This window comes from Pseudorhodoferax sp. Leaf265, assembly GCF_001422365.1.
In the GTDB taxonomy this organism is placed as follows: Bacteria; Pseudomonadota; Gammaproteobacteria; order Burkholderiales; family Burkholderiaceae_C; genus Pseudorhodoferax.
The window spans coordinates 31,165-49,817 of record NZ_LMMT01000034.1 but is presented as its reverse complement, the minus strand read 5'-3'; the positions used below and the strand labels follow the sequence as shown (position 1 = coordinate 49,817).

Sequence of the window (18,653 nt, the reverse complement as noted above, 5' to 3'; positions counted from 1 at the left end):
GTTCACTCGATCTTGATGTTGACCAGCTTGTTGGCCCGGCTCCAGCCGTCGTGCACGCCCTGCATGGTGGCCTGGAAGGATTCCACGGTGCCGCCCGAGCGCGGCTCGAATCCCAGCTCCACCATCCGCTGGCGCATGCGCGGGGTGGCGGCGATCCGGTCGAGCTCGGCCGACAGCCGCTGGACCACGGCGGATGGGGTGCCCCTGGCGACGAAGTAGCCGATGAAGCCCTCGATGTCCGTCCCCTGCACCCCGAGCTCGGCAAGCGTGGGCACGTCGGGCAGGCTGGTGGCCCGCCGGCTCAGGCTGGCGCCTGCCAGGATCCGCAGCCGCCCTTCCTTCGCGTACTGGGCCGCAGGCAGGCCGCTGACCCAGGCCGCATCGAGCCGCCCGCCCAGCAGGTCGGGCAGCATGGGGACTTCCCCCTTGTAGGGCACATCGCTCAGGCGCGCGCCGGTCTGCACGGCGATCATCTCGCCGTAGAAATGCGGGCCCGACCCATGGCCGATGGTGCCGTAGCTCAGCGGGTTGGGTGCCTTCTTCGACAGCTCCACCAGCTCCTGCAGCGTGCGCGCCGGGCTGCTGGCCGGCACCACGAGGAAGATCGAGGTCGAGGCGATGTGCGCCAGCGGAACGAACTCCTTGAACGGGTCGTACCGGATGTGCGGGAAGGTGAGCGGCGCCCGCACCAGCTCGGTCGTGCTCAGCAGCAGCGTGTAGCCGTCGGCCGGCGAAGCCACCACATGGCCGATTCCGATCGACTGGTTGGCCCCGGGCTTGTTGTCCACCACGATGGGCTGGCCGAGCGCGCCCTGCAACTGCTCGCCGTACTCGCGCGCGATCACGTCGAGCGAGCTGCCAGCCGACACCGGCACCACCAGCCGGATCGCGCGGTTCGGATAGGCCCCGGGCTGCGCGCGCGCCATCCCAGCGCCCATGCCCACTGCGGCGGCCCATGCCACCACGACGGTTCTGCGGCCGATGTTCATGCGGATGTCTCCTTCGACAACGAGGATGATGCGGCCTCGGCGGCCAGAGCGACGCTGCTGGCCATGGCCTGGTGGTACTCCCGCGCGGTGTCCTGTACCAGCTGCGCGACGGGCACGATGGCGTCCACCCCGCTGACGCTGTGGCCGGCGCTCCAGACATCGCTCCAGCGCTTCGGTCCGGCGCGCTGCTGCGTGTCCGTGAAGGTGTCGCGCGCCGCGCCGAACAGCGCGCGCGCCTGCTCCGGTCCGATGCGCTCGTCCAGCGCCTGCGGGTCCAGCCCGGCCGCCACGATGGACGGACGCAGCATGTTGGCCGGCAACCCGGTGAACGCGCGCGTCAGCTGCACGTCGTCGGCCTGGGACTGCACCAGCATCTGCTTGTAGCCGGGCGCCGCCATGGACTCGTCGGTGGCGATGAAGCGGGTGCCCATGTAGGCGAGGTCGCAGCCCAGCGCGCGCGCCGCCCACAGCGCCGCGCCGTCGGACACGCCTCCGGCCAGCACCAGCGGTCCTGCGTAGAACCGGCGCACCGCGCGCACGAACGCCAGCCCGTTGAGCCAGCCGGTCTGCCCGCCGGCGCCGGCGCTCAGCAGCACCAGCCCATCGGCACCGGCCTGCACCGCGTTGCGCGCGTGGTGCACGGTGGCCACATCGGCGAACACCAGGCAGCCGGCCGCGTGCAGCGGGGCCACCACGGGCTGGGGCGACCCGACGCTGGTGATGACCATCTCCACCCGGTGGCGCACCAGGCATGCGATGTCGCGCGCGAGGGCCTGGGGCGACCGGTGCATGATGAGGTTGGGGCAACACGGCGCCGCGGCACGCCCCCCAGCGTCCACACCGCGCAGCGCATCCATGGTGCGGCCGAGCCAGTCGTCCAGCGCTTCCTCGCTGCGGGCGTTGGCGGTCGGGAAGGCGCCGATGGCGCCGCTGCGGCAGGCCGCGATCACCAGGTCGGGGCCGGACACCTTCAGCATGGGCGCCGCGATCAAGGGCAGCGCCAGGCGGCTCGCGATGGAAGGGGGCAAGGGCATCCGGCTTCAGCCGATCACACCGTGGCGCCGCAGCGATGCGATGGCCGCGGCGTCGAAGCCGTGCGCGCGCAGCACCTCTTCGCTGTGCTCGCCCAGGGCCGGTGCGCGGGCGGGCCGGCGCTTGTCGACGCCGGTGATCCGGAACGGGCTGTCGATCGTGAGCGTGGTGCCGCCCAGGCCGTCGCCTTCGACCAGTGCGCCGCTGCAGCGGGCCTGCGGGTCGCGCTGCACATCGTCCATGCGCGCCACCACGCTGACCGTGGTGGCCGTGCCCTCGAAGCGCCTGCTCCACTCGCCGCTGTCGTGCTGCGCGAACGCGCGGTCCAGTTCGACGACCAGGGCCGGCGCGTTGGCGCGCCGCGCCGGCAAGGTGGCAAAGCGCTCGTCGGCCAACAAGGGCTCCACGCCCACCAGGCGCGCGATCTCCGGCCAGAGCTTTTCCTCCTCCACCATGGCGATGGAGAACCAGCGCCCGTCGCGGCAACGGTAGAAGTTGCTGAGCGCGCTGCGCGGCGTGGCCCGCGGCTCCCGGTAGCGGATCTCGGCACCGCACAGCGCGGCCTGCAGCATGGGGCCATTGGCCCAGATGCCGTTGGCCAGCAGCGAGGACGTGACCTCGGCGCCCTCCCCCGTGCGTTCGCGCCGGTACAGGGCGGTCACGATGGCCCCGTAGAGCATGGCTGCGGTCGGCTGGTCTCCCATGCCCAGCGCCGGCGCCACGGGCGGCGCCTGCGCATCGGTGCGCACCATGTCGGCCAGGCCGGAGCGCGCCCAGTAGGCGGTGGCGTCGAAGCCCGGCTTGTTGGCGTCGGGGCCGGTTTCTCCGTAGCCGGTCAGCGATGCGTAGACCAGGCGCGGATTCAGCACCCGCAGCTGCGCGTACGCCAGGCCGAGCCGCGCGCGGACCTGCGGCGGGTAGTTCGTGACCAGCACATCGGTCGCTTCGACCAGCCGGTGCAGAACCTCCCGCCCGGCCGGCTGCTTCAGGTCCAGCACGAGGGCGCGCTTGCTGCGTGCTGCCAGCGCCCAGGCGTAGTTGTGCTCGCTCTTCGGAAGATTCGGCAGCCGGTGCATGCGTCGGTAGCCATCGCCTTCGGGCGGTTCGATCTTGACCACGTCTGCGCCGAAGTCGGCCAGCATGGTCGCTGCCATGGGCGCCGCGACAAAGCTGCCGATGTCCAGCACCTTGAGCCCGTTGAATGGTGTCATGCGCGCAGTGTGCGCATCCACGCGGCCGGTGGCGATGGCGCTTCAACGCAGACCGATTGGCGCAAACGCGCGTCCATGCGGATTGACAGCCAAGCCACTCCAACTACCATTGGCCGAACCATTAGAACAGCCGACTCTGCAGGAGACGCCATGGCTGGCCAGCCGCTCCCCAGGCCTCTCGCCTTCCAGCCGTTGCAGCGCATGGCGGGCGGGCGTGCCTCCGAACACCCCGACGTGCAGCCCACGATCCCCAGGAACCGGGTGGAGGCGTTCCTGCGCGGGGCGCGGCGGCACGGTGTCGATGCCGACGCGCTCATGGCCCGGCAGGGCATTCCGCCCGCAGCGCCGGGCACGGGGCTGTCGCGCGTGCCCATCGCGCAGTTTGCGCAGCTGCTCAAGCAGCTGTCCCACCGCCTGCGCGACGAATTTCTGGGCTGCTGCAGCCGCCCGGTGAAGCCCGGCACCCTGGCACTGGCGGCCACCGAAATGCGCCGCGGCGCCACGCTGGAGCAGGCACTGCGGACCGGGCTTGGCATCTACCGGCTCGCCATCGACGACTTCGGCGCGCACCTGCATGTGCGCGACGGCATGGCGCGCATCGTCCTGGTCGACCGGAATGCCCTGGCGCAGGGACGGTTCGTGCACTGCGCATTCCTGCACTGGGCCTGGGGGCTGGCCTGCTGGCTGGTGCAGCAGCGCATTCCCATCCATGCTGCCGCGCTGGGCCATGCCGCACCGCCTGAGCCCCACCGCGAAGCGCGCCATCTGTTCGGCATCGCGCTGCAATGCGGGCAACGCCACAGCAGCATCGCGTTCGACGCGCGCTGGCTGGCGCAGCCCGTCGTCGCCGACGAAGCGCAGCTGCGCGAGCTGCTGCAGCGCCTGCCCGAGGCATTGCTGCTGCGCTTTCGCGACCAGGGCAGCCTGGGGGTGAAGGTGCGGCAGTGCCTGCTGCGCCAGATGTCCAGCGGCCTGCCCTCGCTCGAACAGACGGCATGGAACCTGAAGATGACGCCCCATGCCCTGCGCCGCCGCCTGGCCGGGCAAGGCACGAGCTTTCAGGACATCAAGAACGCGCTGCGCCGCGATGCGGCCATCGATCTGCTGACGCAGACGGCATTGGGCCTGGACCAGGTCGCGCAACGCCTGGCGTTCTCCGAGACCAGCACGTTCCACCGCAGCTTCAAGCAATGGACCGGCGCCACGCCGGGGGCCTACCGGCGCGCCCACCGCGCGGCGGCCGAGGGGGGCGGCCGGCCGGCCTGAGCGGCCGCAGGCGCACTCAGATCCGTCGCGCGTCGAGCTCCAGGCGCCCCAGTGCACGCCAGCGCGGCACGAACAACAGCAGCAACGCTGCGCCCAGGCCAGCGGCGAGCCACAGGAACGTGGCCTGCACCGACAGCCACTGCGCCAGCCAGCCGGCCAGCAGCTGGCCCAACGGGATCGTGCCCACGAAGGACATCAGGAACAGCGCGATCAGGCCACCGCGCGCATGCGGCGGCACGCGCTGGTGCATGACGGCATTGGTGGCCGTGGCAATGAAGGCCATGCAGGCGCCGAGCAACACGAACGAGGCCAGCGACAGCAGCGGCCAGCGGCTCAGCCCCAGGCCGACCAGGGCCAGTACAGCGAGCCAGGGCACGCTGACCTGGCAACGGCTGATGAGCCGGTCGATCTGCGGCGTGCTGAGCAGCACCGAGACCACCACCGCGCCGACACCCACGGCCGCGAAGAAGGCGCTGGTCCAGCGCGTGGTGTTGCCGAACACATGGTCGGCCAGCACCGGCACCAGCGTCTGGTAGGAACCGGCGAACAGGCCCATGCACACCAGCACCGGCAGGAACAGGCTGGCGAAGCGGTCTGCCCGCACGAAGTCCATCGCGCCGCGCACACCGCCCCGGCCCGCCCCAGCGCCCGGAGCCGCGGCGGGCGAGGCCGCCCCACGCAGCCGGAACACGCAGGCGATCATGCACAGCTGGCCCAGCGCGGTCAGCGAGAACGCGCAGAGCGGCCCTGCCGTCGCGAACACGACGCCGGCCAGCGCGGGCCCGAGCATGCGCGCGAGCTGGAACACCACGGTGTTGAGCGCGACCGCACTGGCCATGCGCTCCGAGCTGCGGATCGAACTGGTCAGCAGCATCTGGCGCGACGGCACCTCCATGCCGTTCAGCACGCCACGGGCCAGCGCCAGCGCGAACAGCAGGCCAATCGTCAAACGGTCCAGCGCGGTGAGCACGGCCAGCGCGAGGGCCACGGCGAGCGCGGCGGCCAGCACCCACAGCGTGCAGCGCCGGGCGTTGGCCGCCGTCAGCCGGCCGGAGAACAAGGGCACGACGAGCACGCCCGGCCCGTACAGCACGAAGTTGAGGACGCCGAGCAGCAGCGGCGATCCGGACAGCTGCCACACCAGCAGGTTCAGCGTGATGTCGAGCATCCAGGTGCCCATCATCGAGAGCGCCTGGCCGCCCAGGTACAGGCGCACGTCGGGTTCGGCCAGGGCGGGAAACCAGCGGCCCAGGCGAGATGCGCCGGTGACGTTCAGCACGGCCGCAAGGCGAACGGTTGCGCCACGGCCCGTGTCGCGGCGTGCTGCGGCTGCAGCGCAGCGCGCCGGCCAGGCCGCGTCACAGCTGCGCGCGGCCGTGCGTCAGCACCGTCACGTCGCGCTCCACCAGCCGGCCGCGGAAGGCCAGCGCGCCGCCGTCCAGGCGCCAGGTTTCCAGCCTCAGCGTCTCGCCCGGGTACACCGGCGCCGACAGGCGCGCACGGATGGACTTCAGCCGCGTCGGGTCGTAGTCGCACAAGCCCTTGACCAGGCCGTGGCAGGCCACGCCGAACGTCGCCAGCCCGTGCAGGATGGGCCGCGCAAAGCCGGCCTTGGCGGCGAAAGCCGGGTCGGCATGCAGGGGATTGATGTCGCCCGAGAGCCGGTACAGCAGCGCGGCATCGGGGCGCGTCGGCAGGTCCAGCACCAGGTCGGGCGCGGTCTCCGGCGTGGCCGGCAGCGGCGTGCCGGGCGCGTCGCCGCCGCCCCGCGCCGAGAAGCCGCCATCGCCGCGCAGGAACAGCACCTGCTCGGTGGTGGCCAGCAGCTGGCCGTTGGCGGCGTCGGTCAGGGTCTTCTCCACGTGCATGACCGCGCCCTTGCCTTCGCCCTTGTCGACGATGCGCGTGACACGGCTCTTGCCGACCACCGTCGCGGCGGCCGGCAGCGGCGCATGCAGGGTCACGCTCTGCTCGCCGTGCACGAGCTTGGTGAAGTCGATGCCCAGCTCGCTGCGTTCGCGCATCCAGAAGCCGGGCGAGGCCAGCACGGCGGCCATGGTGGGCAGCGTGACCAGGTCCTTCTCGTAGGTGAAGCGCAGCTGGGCCGCATCCAGCGGGTCGGCGCCCAGGCCGACGCCAAGCGCGTAGAGGATGCTGTCCTTGTGGGTGTAGCTGTGGCGCACGTCGTCCGATTGCCAGGCGCGCGTCTTGTCGAAGTCGATCATGGGAAAGCTCGTTCAGTTGGGGGAAGTCGGGGTGGCAGGCCACTGGAACTGCGGCGCCTCCTTGGCGGCGAAGCGGCGCACGGCTTCGCGCGCGTAGTCGCTGCCGCTGGCGATGGCCTGGCCGGCCGCCTCCATGTCCAGCATGGCGGCCAGCTCGCTTTGCAGCGACGACTGCAGCGCGCGCTTGGACAGGCTCATGGCCAGCGCCGACGCGCCGCAGAAGCTGCGGGCGATGGCCGTGGCACGCGGCAGCAGCGCATCGGGCGCCACCACCTCGAAGGCCAGGCCGATGCGAAATGCCTCGGCGGCACCGATCTCGCGCGCCGAATAGACCAGTTCCTTGGCCCGCTGCAGCCCGACCACGCGCGGCAGCGTGTACCAGGCGCCCAGGTCGGGCACCAGGCCGATGCGGTGGAACACCATGGCCAGCCGCACGCGCTCGCTGACCAGCACGACGTCGGCGGCCAGGGCCATGCTGAAGCCGGCGCCGTAGGCCACGCCGTCGAGTGCCGCGACCAGGGGCTTGTCCAGCCCCAGCAGGGCCATCGTCAGGTGGCGGTAGCGCTGCATGCCGGCGCGCCGTTGCTCGGTGCTGCGCGCAGCGCCCTGCCCCATGCCCTTGACGTCTCCGCCGGAGCAGAAGCTGCCGCCCGCGCCGGTCAGCACGATGGCGCCCACGGCGTCGTCGCGTTGCAGCGCGTCGAGCGCGGCCAGCAACTCGTCGGCCATCTGCGGCGACAAGGCGTTCCTGGCCTCCGGGCGGTCGAGGGTGATCGTCGCCACGCCGTCGTCGTGCGTGACCCTCAAGGTCGCCGTGCTCATGGTGCGGCGCCCTCCAGCGCGATCGAGATCGGAACGCCGTCACGCACGATGTCGCAGTATTCGGTCATGCCCAGTGCGCGCAGGTCGCCGCAGCGGTATTCGCTCATGCTCTCGGTGATGCGGGTGTAGTTGCGCGCGTCGCCGCCCACGCGCTTGTGCCGCAGCGGCACGGTGGCCAGCACCCGTGCGCTCAGCGTGTAGCGGCCCTCGCGCGTGACCACCTCCGCGGTCAGCGCGCGCGGCATGAACTGCCCGTCGTAGTCGGTGTCGATCCGGCCGTCGATCACCTCCTCGTAGACGCCATTGCGCAGCACGTTGCCGCTGATGCGGTGCGGCCCGCCGTCGGGCCGGCCCTTGATGGACAGCAGCACGCCGAAATCGCGGCTGAACGTGACCGGCAACCACTTGTACCAGTAGAAGCTGTGCCAGTGCCGCGGACCCCAGCTCTTGTCGCGGTAGCCGGTGCCGTTGGCGATGGCGTGGCGCACGCCGGCGATGGTCACATGGCCGTGGACGGCCATGTTCTGCTCGGTGTGGCCGCGGTAGACCGCGTGCTCGGGGTCGAGCGCGATGGGCGAGCCGTCCAGCGCCACGATCTCGCCGCCGTGCATGGGCGAGACGCCCTCGAATTCCAGCGCGATCGACGCCGGCCGCTTGGGGTAGCGCTTGAACGCGCTGCTCGGGTCGGCCATGGCCAGCGGGTCGTCCATCAGCAGCAGATCGCCTTCGTAACGCACGCGCAGGCGCTGGAAGGGCTCCAGCACCTCGATGCGCAGACCGCCGGCGTCCATGGCCCGGTTGTCGGCGATCGCGGGCCGCGCGTGCATGAAACCGACGCGGCCATCGGGCAGGTAGACGCAGCAGCTCATCTCGGCGTGGCCTTCGTTGGGGCGGTTGCCCAGGCGCAGCCACAGCCCCAGGCCGGCGCCGGCATCGAAGGCATTGAAGTACATGCTTTCGTTGTAGTTGCCGGCCGCTTCGGGCGTGTGCGTGTATTCGTCGCTCGGGTCCAGCCGCAACCGGCTGTCGGGGGGCATGTACATGGGGTCTCCGTCAATTCTGGGATGGGTCAGGGTGGCAGCGCAGGTGCTGCCCGCTGGGCCATGGCCCAGCCCGCCGCGGCCGTGGCGGCCACGCGTTCGGCCACCGCCCGGGCGCGGCTGTTGGCGGCATTGCCCAGCAGCGCACGCCGGGCCACGCCCTGCTGGATCGCGGCCAGGCGGAACAGGTTGAAGGCCAGGTAGAACGGCCAGTGCGCGATGTCCTCGCCGCGTCCGGCGGCCCGGCAGTAGCTGGCGATCTGCGCCGCCTCGTCCGGGATGCCCAGAGGCCCGAGGTCCACGCCGGCCAGCGTGCGGTGCGTGCCCAGCGCGATGTGCCAGCCCATGCAGTGGTAGGCCAGGTCCACCAGCGGATCGCCCAGCGTGGAAAGCTCCCAGTCCAGCACCGCCACGATGCGCGGCTGCGTGGCGTGGAACACCACGTTGTCCAGCCGGTAGTCGCCATGCACCAGGCAGGTGGCCGACTGCGCGGGCACGTGGGCGGCCAGCCAGTCGATCAGCCGCTCCATGTCGCCGATGGACTCCGTCTCGCTGGCGCGGTACTGGCGTGTCCAGCGTTCGATCTGGCGTTCCACGTAGCGGCCTTCGCGGCCGAAGTCGGCCAGTCCCGCGGACCGATGGTCCACGGCATGCAACGCGGCCAGCACACGCGCAAGTTCCGCGTAGTGGGCCGCGCGCTCGGCCGGCGCCATGCCGGGCAGGGTCTGGTCCGTCAGGATGCGGCCCTCGACGAAGTCCATCAGGTAGAAGGCGCTGCCCAGCACGCCGGCGTCCTCGCACAGCGCGCGCACACGCGGCACCGGCACGGCCGTGCCGGCCAGGCCCTGCATGACCCGGAACTCGCGCTCGATGGCATGGGCCGATGGCAACAGCACGCCGGCGGGCTTGCTGCGCAGTACATAGCGGCGTGCGCCGGCATCGACGATCCAGGTCGGGTTGGACTGCCCGCCCTCGATGCGGCGCAAAGCGAGAGCGCCATCGAAGGGTTCGACCCGCTCGCGCACGAATGCGGCCAGCCGGTCGGCGTCTGGCTGCCCGGTCACAGGCTGATGTGGAAGCCGCCGTTGACCGCCAGGTGCTGCCCGGTCACGTAGCTGGCGCCATCGGACAGCAGGAAGCACACGGTCTTGACCACCTCTTCGGGCGTGGACCAGCGGCCCATCGGGATCTGCGCCAGCATGCCGTCGCGGAACTTCTCGCCGCGCACCACTTCGGTCATCGGCGTCTCGACGACGCCGAAGCAGATCGAGTTGCTGCGGATGTTGTGCTTGCTCCATTCGCGCGCGGCGGTCATGGTCATGCCCAGCATGCCGGCCTTGGCCGCGGCGTAGTTGATCTGGCCGATGGAGCCCTTGCGTCCGGCGTCCGAGGAGATGTTGACGATGGAGCCGCCCGTCTTGTCGCCGCTTTTGGCGCGTTCCAGCATGTGGCGGCCCACGGCCTGCGTCCAGAAGAAGGTGCCCGTCAGATGCACATCGATGACGTCCTGCCACTGCTTGGCCGTCATCTTGTCGATCATGGCCGGACGCGTGATGCCGGCGTTGTTGACCAGGCCGTGCACAGCGCCGAAACGCTCTGCCGCATCGAAGACTGCCTGCGCCGCCAGGTCGGGATCGACGACGCTGCCGACCACAGCCAACACGCGGTGCTGCGGCAGCGGGGCCATCGCAGCATGCAAGGTCTCGCTGTTGAGGTCCACGGCGACAACGTTGCCGCCGAGCGCAATGGTCAGTTCAGCGAGGGCCTTGCCGATGCCTTGGCCAGCACCGGTGACAACCACGGTGCGGCCTTCGAGCGAGACGATGGGAGCGACAGAAGACATGGGTTTCCTTGTTTGATGGTAGAACCAATGATACGATCATGGCCGTTCCAACGTCAACACGAGACCTCCATGACCATCCGCAGACGCGCGTGCATCGCAGGCGCCTACGAACACCCCACCCGCAAGGCACCGGACAAGACCGTCGCCCAGCTGCACGCCGAATGCGCGCGCGGCGCGCTGGCGGACGCCGGCCTGACGCTGCAGGACGTCGACGGCTACTTCTGCGCCGGCGACGCGCCGGGCCTGGGCGCCAACAACATGGCCGACTACCTGGGGTTGAAGCTGCGCCACGTGGACAGCACCGACACCGGCGGTTCGGCCTACCTGATCCACGTCGCCCACGCGGCCCAGGCCATCGCCCTGGGCAAGTGCAACGTGGCCCTCATCACGCTGGCCGGACGTCCACGCAGCGAAGGCTCCAGCGGTGTCGCGCCGCGCATCGTGGCCGCGGGCACGCCCGACGTGCCCTGGGAGATGCCATACGGACCCGTCACGGTCAACATGTACGCGCTGGCCGCGGCGCGGCACATGCACGAGTACGGCACCACGGCCGAGCAACTGGCCTGGATCAAGGTGGCCGCCTCCACCCATGCGCAGCACAACCCGCATGCCATGCTGCGCGAGGTGGTCACCGTCGAAGACGTGCTGGCCTCCCCCATGATCAGCGACCCGCTGCGCAAGCTGGATTGCTGCGTGGTCAGCGACGGCGGCGGCGCGCTGGTCGTCACGCGCCCGGAGATCGCCCGCGCGCTGAAGCGGCCCGTCGTCAATGTGCTGGGCGCCGGCGAAGCCATCAAGGGCCAGCTCGGCGGGCAGGTCGACCTGACCTGGTCGGGCGCCGCCCTGTCGGGGCCGCGCGCCTTCGAGGAAGCCAGGGTGCTGCCGACCGACATCCAGTACGCCTCGATTTACGACAGCTTCACGATCACCGTGCTGATGCAGCTGGAAGACCTGGGTTTTTGCAAGAAGGGCGAAGGCGGCCGGTTCGTTGCCGACGGCAACCTGATCTCGGGGGTGGGCAGGCTGCCCTTCAACACCGACGGCGGCGGGCTGTGCAACAACCATCCGGCCAACCGAGGCGGCATCACCAAGGTGATCGAGGCCGTGCGCCAGCTGCGCGGCGAGGCCCACCCGAAAGTCCAGGTGCCGAATTGCACGCTGGCGCTGGCCCAGGGCACGGGCGGTCTGCTGGGTTCGCGCCACGGCAGCGCCACACTGATCATGGAACGGGAGTGAACACGATGACCACGATGCACCAGGACCGACCCCTTGCGGCCAACGCCATCGACGCGGCGACCGAGACGTTCTTCGCCGGCGCCAGGGATGGCGTGCTGCGCCTGCGCCGCTGCACGGATTGCCACAAGCCGCACTGGTACCCGCGGCCGGTGTGCCCGTTCTGCATGGGCGACACCGCATGGGAAGACACCAAGGGCACAGGCAGCATCTACAGCGTGAGCGTGACACGCCGCGCCGGGCCCATCCCCTATGCCATCGCCTACGTGACGCTGGACGAGGGCGTGACCATGCTGACCAACATCGTCGACTGCGATCTCGATGCACTGCGCATCGGCCAGCGCGTGCAGGTCTGCTTCAAGCCGGCCGAAGGCGGCGGCGTGGTGCCCATGTTCACGCCTGCCTGAGGCGTTGCGCATGCTGCAGTTGCAAACCCTCGATTTCGAAGCGGAAGACGGCATCGGCTGGATCCGCCTGAACCGGCCCAAGAAGCGCAACCCGTTCGACAGTGAACTGCGCGAGGACCTGATCCAGGTGCTGGACCGCGTGCGTGCCGACCTCGGCATCCGGGTGCTGGTGCTCGCAGGAACGCCCGGCGCGTTCTGCGCAGGGGGCAGTCTGCAGTTCATCCAGGAGCAGCTCGATGCCGGGCCGGCCTACTGGCAGCAGCGCCTGCAGTCGGGCCTGCGCCTGATCAACGACCTGCTGCACCTGACGCGCCCGTTGATCGCGGTGGTGGACGGGCCGGCGTTCGGCGCCGGCTTCACGCTCGCGCTGACGGCCGACATCGTGCTGGCCACGCCCCAGGCGCGCTTTGCCATGTCCTACCTCAAGCTGGGCGTGGTGCCCGACCTGGGGCCGACCTACCTGCTGCCGCGCATGGTCGGCCTGCAGCGCGCCAAGGAGCTGATCTTCTCAGCGCGCGAGCTCGATGCCGAGGAGGCCCGCGCCATGGGCCTGGTGATGGAGGTGCATGCCAGCGAGGACATCGAGGCGCGCGCCCGCGACATCGCCCTGCGGCTCACGCATGCGTCGCCGACCGCGCTGGGCCTGACCAAGGCGGCGCTCAACGCCTCGCTGGACTCCGACCAGCACACCATGTTCACGATCGAGGCGAACAGCCAGGGCGCGGCCTTTGCGGCGCCGGAACCGCGGCTGGCGGTCGAGGCCATGCTGGCCAAGCGTCCGCCACCCTACACCGGCTTCGGCCCGGCACCGAAGGCTGGCGCCCGCTGACCGGCGGCCTGCGTCCGCGCCATCCTGTGGCACGGACGCGCGTCGTCTCACTCTTCCTTGATGTTGGCGTCCTTGATGACGGTGGCCCAGCCCTCGGACTCCTGGGTGATGCGCGCCTTCATCTGCTCCGGCGTGCTGCCCACCGCCTGGCCGCCTGCGGTTTCGAAGCGGGCCCGCAGTTCGGGCTGCTGCAGTGCCTTGCCGATGGCATCGTTCAGGCGCGCGACCACGTCCTTGGGCGTCGCCGCCGGCGCGAACAATCCGAACCACACATCGGCCTGGAAGTTCGGCAGGGTCTGGGCGATCGGCACGCCGCCGGGCACCAGCGGCGACGGCTGGGCCGAGCTGACACCCAGCAGCCGCACCCGGCCTTCCTTGATGAAGGCGTTCATCTGGGCCGAACTGGTCGACAGCAGCATCTGCACCTCGCCGGACAACACCGCCTGTGTGGTCGGCGCCTGGCCCTTGTAGGGAATGTGCTCCAGCGCCAGACCCGCAGCCCGCGCGAACTGCACGGTGGCCAGGTGGCCGAAGGAGGCCGGGCCGGCGCTGGCGTAGTTGATCTTGCCGGGGTTGGCCCGGGCGTAGGCAATGAATTCCGGCAAGGTCCTGGCCGGCACCGACGGGTTGACCACGAGCACCATGGGTTGCAGCGACACCAGCGACACCGGCGCGAAATCGGTCAACGGGGCATAGCCCGCATCCTTGGTGATGTGCGGAGAAATCACCAGGCCGTTGTTCGGAAACAGCAGCGTGTAGCCGTCCGCGGGCGCGCGCGCCACCAGCTTGGCGCCCAGCATGGCCGAGGCGCCCGGCCGGTTCTCCACGATCACCGGCTGGCCCAGCAGTTTTTGCAGCGGGTCCTGCAGCGCGCGCGCCAGCACGTCGGTGGTGCCGCCCGGCGGATAAGGCACAACGATGGTGATGGGGCGGCTGGGGAAATTCTGCGCCGCCACCCAGGCGGGCAACGCGGCGGTGGCCGCGAGCAGGGCCAGGGCGCCGCGGCGCCGCAGCGGATGGGAATGCATGTCGGTCTCCTCGTTGTCGCCGGGTGGGGGTCAGGCCTGCTCGGCCGGTGCGCGCCAATGCACGGCACCCTCGGCGCACATGGCTTCGATCTCGGCTTCGCTCAGCCCCAGGGACTGCAACAGCGCCGGGCCGTCCGCGCCGAGCTCGGGCACGCTGTCGCGCGCGTGCGCAGCCGTGTGGTGGAAGCGGAAGGCAGGATTGGGAACCTGGAACGCACCGGCTCCGTCGTGGATCGTCTGCAGCGCGCCGCGCCCGGCGACGGGCGGCAACTGCATGGCCTCGCGGATGTTGAAGTAGCGCGAACTGGGCACGCCGCCCGCGTTCATCGCGTCCTCGCATTGCGCGGCGGTGCGGCTGGCGGCCCAGTCGTCCAGCAGCGCCATGAGTTCACCCCAGTGGTGTTCGCGCGCCTGGATGGTGGCAAAACGCGGGTCGGCGATCCATTCCGGGTGGCCGGCCGCGCGGGCCATGGCCTCGAAGTTGTTCTGGCTCACAGGCGCGATCAGCAGGAAGCCGTCGCTCGCCTTGGTGGGCTGGTACAGCGGGCGGCGGCGCTCGGCGGGGAACTGCGCCTCCTGGCATTCGTAGACCAGCATGCCGACCATGGCGTCCATCAGCGAGAGATCCACCTGGTCGCCCTGCCCGGTGCGCGCCGCGCGCAGCAGCGCCGCCTGGATCGCGCCGAAGGCCAGCGAGCCGCCCAGCACGTCGGCGATGAAGATGCCGTTCTTCAAGGGCCGCTCGATGCCGTCCTGGTAGGCCAGGTTGGCCAGGTCGAAGCCGCAAGCCGCGTGCAGCACCGGCGCGTAGGCACTGCGCCCGGCCCACTCGCCGGTCTGGCCGAAGCCCGAGATCGAGCAGTACACGAGCCTGGGGTTCAGCGCGGACAGCGTGGCGTAGTCCAGGCCCAGGCGCTGCATCACGCCGGGACGGTAGTTCTCGACCAGCACGTCGGCGGTGGCGACCAGCTGCTTGACCAGCGCAATGGCGGACTTCTTCTTGAGGTCCAGCGCGAGACTCTTCTTGCCGCAGTTGAGCTGCGCGAAATAGGTGCTGTGGCCCTCGCGCCGCGGCGGGCGGCTGCGGATGTGGTCGCCCTCGGGTGGCTCGATCTTGATGACCTCGGCACCCAAGTCGGCCAGCAGCCGCGTGGCGTAGGGGCCGGACATCATGGCGGTGAAATCGATGACGCGCACGCCATCGAGGATGCCGGGCCGGTCGGGGGGGGTCTGGGGCATGGCTTGTCTCTCGTCGGTATCAATGGGGGATCGCTGGCAGAACTGGCGCTTTGCCCTCGGCGGATGGCGGGCCGCGCCACGAGGCAGTCAGGCTTTATGGTCCAACCATTGACTCATGTTATGCGTCCTGGGCGACTTCTGTCAACGCGTGACCGCGCGCAAAAAAAAGCCAGCCGCAAGCGGCTGGCCGGACAACGCTGGGGAGGCGCGTCGGTTCAGTCGGGCTCGGCCCGCGTCTTGCGGGCCGGCCTGGTGCTCCTGCCCACCGGTGCCGGCGTCGGCGCGGCCGCTGTGGCATCGGCCTTGACCTCCACACGCGACAGGTAGCTGCGCTGCAGGCGCTTCAGGCTGGTCTCCATCTCCTCCACCGCGGCGGCCACGTTGCCCTCTTCCATGTGCTTCATGAACCGGCGCCGCGACGGCAGCACGAAGACGTTGCTGTAGTCGCCGATGGAGTTGATGAAGTGCTGCAGCACGTCGAGCATGCCGTTCATCATGATCACCATGATCGGATTGCCGGTCATGCGCGCCAGGATGCGGTGGAACTCCAGGTGCTTCTGCGCCCGCAGCGGAAAGTTGCCTTCCGCATTGGCCTGGGCGGCCTCTTCGATGTTGTGGTGCAGCAGGGCCAGGTCTTCCGGCGTGGCGCGCACGCAGGCTTCGCGCACGATCACCGATTCGAGCCAGATGCGCGCCTCCGTCAACTGGGCCGGCTGGATGGCGCCGACGTGGTACATGTCCAGCAGGCCGGTCACGATGGCTTGTCCGCTGCGTTCGCTGATGAACGCGCCGCCGCTGGCGCCCTTCTGCAGGCGGATCAGCCCCGCATGCTCGAGCGAGCGCAGTGCTTCGCGCAAGGTGTTGCGCGACACCCCGAACTGTTCCGACAGGGCGCGCTCGGCCGGCAGACGGCTGCCGACCTTGAGCCGCCCCGCGATCAGCTCGTCGCGGATCTGGGTGGCAATTTCCTCGAATGCGCGCGCCGACTTGATGGCGCTGAACGATGCGGACGGCTCGGCCTTCGGTGCGGCGTCGGCCGCGGCACTGTCGATTCTGGAACGGGGCACTGAACTACTCCCTCTTGGGCGCGAGAAGATGGAAATGACATGGCGCAGGAACGATCGAATGGCGCCGACCGCTGGGTGCTTGGGTCCGCATGATAAGACGAGGTCTGGCCCGCCACTGTTCCCAATCCCGTGCATTGCCGCCATAATGGTGCAACCATTGACAAAAATCTGGGCAACATGAACGAACGCACATTCCCCTCCGACGAAGAACGCGGCCTCCTGCGCGACGCCGTACGCCGGCTCCTGGAGCGCCATTGGCCGGTCGACCAGGCCGTCGAGCTGTCGCGCAGCGGCACGGCCGTCCGCGCGCAGTGGAAGCTGCTGGCCGAACAGGGGGTCGCGGCCCTCGGCACGGACCCCGCGGAAGGCGGCATGCGCGAGATCGTTCTGGTCATCGAAGAGCTGGGCCGTGCGGCCTCCCCTGCCCCGGTCCTGTCGGCCGCGTTGCTGAACCTGCTGCGCCTGGACGAGCGCGACACACCGCTGGCCGCCATGCGCGGCGGCGACGCCTGCGTGGTCCTGGCGATGGACGGCGCCGATGCTGCACCTGCGCTCACCTGGGCCGACAATCGGATCAGCGGCGAGATCGCGTATGTCGAAGCGGCCCATGCGGCCACGCATTTCGCCCTGCTGGTGCCCGGCCCGGCCGTGGTCTTCGTGCAGGCCAATGCCGAGGGTGTGCACCTGGACGCCACGCCTGCGATGGGAACGCAGGGCCTGTACCGGTTGCGGCTCGACGGCGTGGCGGGCGTGCACCGGCCGCTGCCTGCCGGCGCGCCACGCGACCTGGCCGCCTGGTCCCGGCTCGGCCTGTCCGGGCGCGCCTGGGGCGCCGCCCAGCGCGCATTCGAGCTGGTCGTGGACTACGCCAAGATCCGTCGGCAGTTCGGCCAGGCCATCGGCAGCTTCCAGGCGATCCAGCACAAGCTGGCCAATGTGCACATCGCGCTGCAAGGGCTGCAGTTGTGCAACGCCAACGCCGCGCTGCAATACGACCTGGGCACGGCGCAGTGGCACTGGTTCAGCGCGGCCGCATGGTCCCTGGCCGGCAGCAACCTGCGCCTGGCGATGCTGGAGATCCAGCACACGTTCGGCGCCATCGGCTACAGCGAGGAGCACGAAGCCCCGCGGCATTTCAAGCAGGTGCACCTGGACGTGCTGCGCCACGGCGGCGGCCGGCGCGCACGGGAGGAACTGGCGGCCTTCTTCCTGGATGGCGACGGCGGCACCTTGCCGGAGTACGACCTGGGTGTGGCCGGCAACGCCTTCCGGCAGGAAGTGCGGGCGTGGCTGGCCGAGAACTGGGCGGGACAACAGCGCGAAGCCCACGAGAAGCTGTCGTTCAAGAAGCGCGAATACAACAAGGAGTTCGCCCATGCCCTGGGACGGACCGGATGGGTGGGGCTGTCCTGGCCACGCCGCTTCGGCGGCCAGGAGCGCAGCGCGCTGGAGCAGATCGCCTTCGTGGAAGAGATCGAGCGCGTCGATGCCCCGCGTGTCGGTGCGCCGGTGCAGGCCGCCATCCTGCAGGTCTATGGCACGCCGGAGCAACAGGAGCGGCTGCTGCCGGAGATCCTGCGCGGCGAGGCCATCTACGGCATGGGTTACAGCGAGCCCGACGCCGGATCCGACCTCGCATCGATGCGCACCCGCGCCGAGCGCGTGCACGACGAGAAGGGCGATGGCTGGCTGATCAATGGTCAGAAGATCTGGACCACGACCTATTGGGGCGACTACATGCTGCTGGCCGCCCGCACCGACCCCGACGCCAAGCCTCGCCACGCGGGCCTGAGCCTGTTCATCGTGCCGATGGACACGCCGGGCATCACCATCAAGACCTCCACCACGATGTACGGCGGCAGCTTCGCCAACGTGTTCTACGACAACGTGCGCCTGCCGGCCGATGCCATCGTGGGCGAGGTCAACGGGGGATGGAAGGCCTTGACCGGCGCACTGGCCACCGAGCGCGGCCTGATCGGCGGCGGCATCGTGATGAAGGTCGCGCGCGCCTTCGAGCTGCTCTGCGCCCACGTGCGCACGGCCGAGGCCCACGGGCGCCCCTTGCGCGACGACGCGCTGGTGCGCGACCGCATCGGCGACCTGGCCGCGCAGATCGAGGCCGGCCGCCAGATGATGATGCACTGCGCGTCCCAGGTCGACGGCGGCGAAACCCCGTTGCAGGACGCCGCCGTCAGCAAGGTGTATTCGGGCGAACTCATGGAGCGTTTCGGCGAGGCCGCGCTCGACATCCTGGGCATGGTGGCGACCCTGGGCGAAGGCAGCCCGGGCGCCATCCTGCGCGGCCGGATCGAGCAGAACCTGCGGCATGCGCTGATGTGGGCCATCAGCATCGGCACCAACGAGATCCAGCGCAGCCTGATCGCCCAGCGCGGGCTGGGCCTGCCGCGGTGAAACCGATACA

At 70.2% G+C, this 18,653-nt stretch carries 17 protein-coding genes; 5 read left to right on the top strand and 12 right to left on the bottom strand.

What is annotated here, in order from left to right:
- Positions 1-2: 2 nt before the first annotated feature.
- The 3 genes from ASF45_RS21870 to ASF45_RS21860 are packed head-to-tail and all read right to left on the bottom strand — an operon-like array spanning position 3 to position 3,232.
- Entirely contained in the window at positions 3-989 is a 987-nt protein-coding gene (locus tag ASF45_RS21870; protein ID WP_056667851.1) for a tripartite tricarboxylate transporter substrate binding protein, read from the bottom strand.
- Positions 986-2,017, bottom strand: a complete 1,032-nt coding sequence (locus ASF45_RS21865) for an NAD(P)H-dependent flavin oxidoreductase (RefSeq protein ID WP_369802154.1) — start codon at positions 2,015-2,017, stop codon at positions 986-988. The genes ASF45_RS21870 and ASF45_RS21865 overlap by 4 nt, the downstream gene beginning before the upstream one ends.
- A gap of 12 nt (positions 2,018-2,029) precedes the next feature.
- The gene (locus ASF45_RS21860; protein ID WP_056667846.1) at positions 2,030-3,232 is read right to left on the bottom strand and encodes a CaiB/BaiF CoA-transferase family protein; all 1,203 of its coding nucleotides are present in this window, start codon (positions 3,230-3,232) and stop codon (positions 2,030-2,032) included.
- 150 nt (positions 3,233-3,382) lie between these two features.
- On the opposite strand from ASF45_RS21860, the gene ASF45_RS21855 reads away from it, so the two are divergent.
- Entirely contained in the window at positions 3,383-4,498 is a 1,116-nt protein-coding gene (locus tag ASF45_RS21855; protein ID WP_056667843.1) for an AraC family transcriptional regulator, read from the top strand.
- A 16-nt stretch (positions 4,499-4,514) separates the two neighbouring features.
- On the opposite strand, the gene ASF45_RS21850 is transcribed toward ASF45_RS21855, so the two are convergent.
- The 6 genes from ASF45_RS21850 to ASF45_RS21825 form a co-directional block, all read right to left on the bottom strand.
- Complete coding sequence (locus tag ASF45_RS21850; protein ID WP_056667840.1) at positions 4,515-5,777, bottom strand: MFS transporter; 1,263 nt, start codon at positions 5,775-5,777, stop codon at positions 4,515-4,517.
- Positions 5,778-5,856: 79 nt separating this feature from the next.
- The gene (locus tag ASF45_RS21845; RefSeq protein ID WP_056667838.1) at positions 5,857-6,723 is read right to left on the bottom strand and encodes a MaoC/PaaZ C-terminal domain-containing protein; all 867 of its coding nucleotides are present in this window, start codon (positions 6,721-6,723) and stop codon (positions 5,857-5,859) included.
- A gap of 12 nt (positions 6,724-6,735) precedes the next feature.
- A complete protein-coding gene (locus ASF45_RS21840) occupies positions 6,736-7,545 on the bottom strand; it encodes an enoyl-CoA hydratase/isomerase family protein (protein WP_056667834.1) in 810 nt (269 codons plus the stop codon).
- The gene (locus ASF45_RS21835; RefSeq protein ID WP_056667831.1) at positions 7,542-8,588 is read right to left on the bottom strand and encodes a hypothetical protein; all 1,047 of its coding nucleotides are present in this window, start codon (positions 8,586-8,588) and stop codon (positions 7,542-7,544) included. The genes ASF45_RS21840 and ASF45_RS21835 overlap by 4 nt, the downstream gene beginning before the upstream one ends.
- Before the next feature lie 26 nt (positions 8,589-8,614).
- Positions 8,615-9,649, bottom strand: a complete 1,035-nt coding sequence (locus ASF45_RS21830; RefSeq protein ID WP_056667828.1) for a phosphotransferase — start codon at positions 9,647-9,649, stop codon at positions 8,615-8,617.
- On the bottom strand, positions 9,646-10,428 hold the full coding sequence (locus tag ASF45_RS21825) for an SDR family NAD(P)-dependent oxidoreductase (RefSeq protein ID WP_056667825.1): 783 nt from the start codon (positions 10,426-10,428) through the stop codon (positions 9,646-9,648). The genes ASF45_RS21830 and ASF45_RS21825 overlap by 4 nt, the downstream gene beginning before the upstream one ends.
- A 69-nt stretch (positions 10,429-10,497) precedes the next feature.
- Here ASF45_RS21825 and ASF45_RS21820 point away from each other — a divergent pair, with 69 nt between their 5' ends.
- The 3 genes from ASF45_RS21820 to ASF45_RS21810 are packed head-to-tail and all read left to right on the top strand — an operon-like array spanning position 10,498 to position 12,897.
- Complete coding sequence (locus tag ASF45_RS21820) at positions 10,498-11,664, top strand: thiolase domain-containing protein (protein WP_056667822.1); 1,167 nt, start codon at positions 10,498-10,500, stop codon at positions 11,662-11,664.
- Between the two features lie 5 nt (positions 11,665-11,669).
- The gene (locus ASF45_RS21815; RefSeq protein ID WP_056668755.1) at positions 11,670-12,068 is read left to right on the top strand and encodes a Zn-ribbon domain-containing OB-fold protein; all 399 of its coding nucleotides are present in this window, start codon (positions 11,670-11,672) and stop codon (positions 12,066-12,068) included.
- A 10-nt stretch (positions 12,069-12,078) separates the two neighbouring features.
- Positions 12,079-12,897 (top strand): enoyl-CoA hydratase/isomerase family protein, encoded by an 819-nt coding sequence (locus ASF45_RS21810; protein ID WP_056667820.1) that lies wholly within the window; start codon positions 12,079-12,081, stop codon positions 12,895-12,897.
- 47 nt (positions 12,898-12,944) lie between these two features.
- Here the strand turns inward: ASF45_RS21810 and ASF45_RS21805 are convergent, their stop codons facing one another.
- From ASF45_RS21805 to ASF45_RS21795, 3 genes are all read right to left on the bottom strand, one after another.
- A complete protein-coding gene (locus ASF45_RS21805) occupies positions 12,945-13,925 on the bottom strand; it encodes a tripartite tricarboxylate transporter substrate binding protein (protein ID WP_056667817.1) in 981 nt (326 codons plus the stop codon).
- 30 nt (positions 13,926-13,955) lie between these two features.
- Positions 13,956-15,164, bottom strand: a complete 1,209-nt coding sequence (locus tag ASF45_RS21800) for a CaiB/BaiF CoA-transferase family protein (protein ID WP_056667812.1) — start codon at positions 15,162-15,164, stop codon at positions 13,956-13,958.
- A gap of 215 nt (positions 15,165-15,379) precedes the next feature.
- Positions 15,380-16,231, bottom strand: a complete 852-nt coding sequence (locus tag ASF45_RS21795; protein WP_235580996.1) for a FadR/GntR family transcriptional regulator — start codon at positions 16,229-16,231, stop codon at positions 15,380-15,382.
- Between the two features lie 177 nt (positions 16,232-16,408).
- Between ASF45_RS21795 and ASF45_RS21790 the strand changes: the two genes are divergently transcribed.
- The gene (locus tag ASF45_RS21790; protein WP_056667809.1) at positions 16,409-18,643 is read left to right on the top strand and encodes an acyl-CoA dehydrogenase; all 2,235 of its coding nucleotides are present in this window, start codon (positions 16,409-16,411) and stop codon (positions 18,641-18,643) included.
- Positions 18,644-18,653 lie beyond the last annotated feature (10 nt).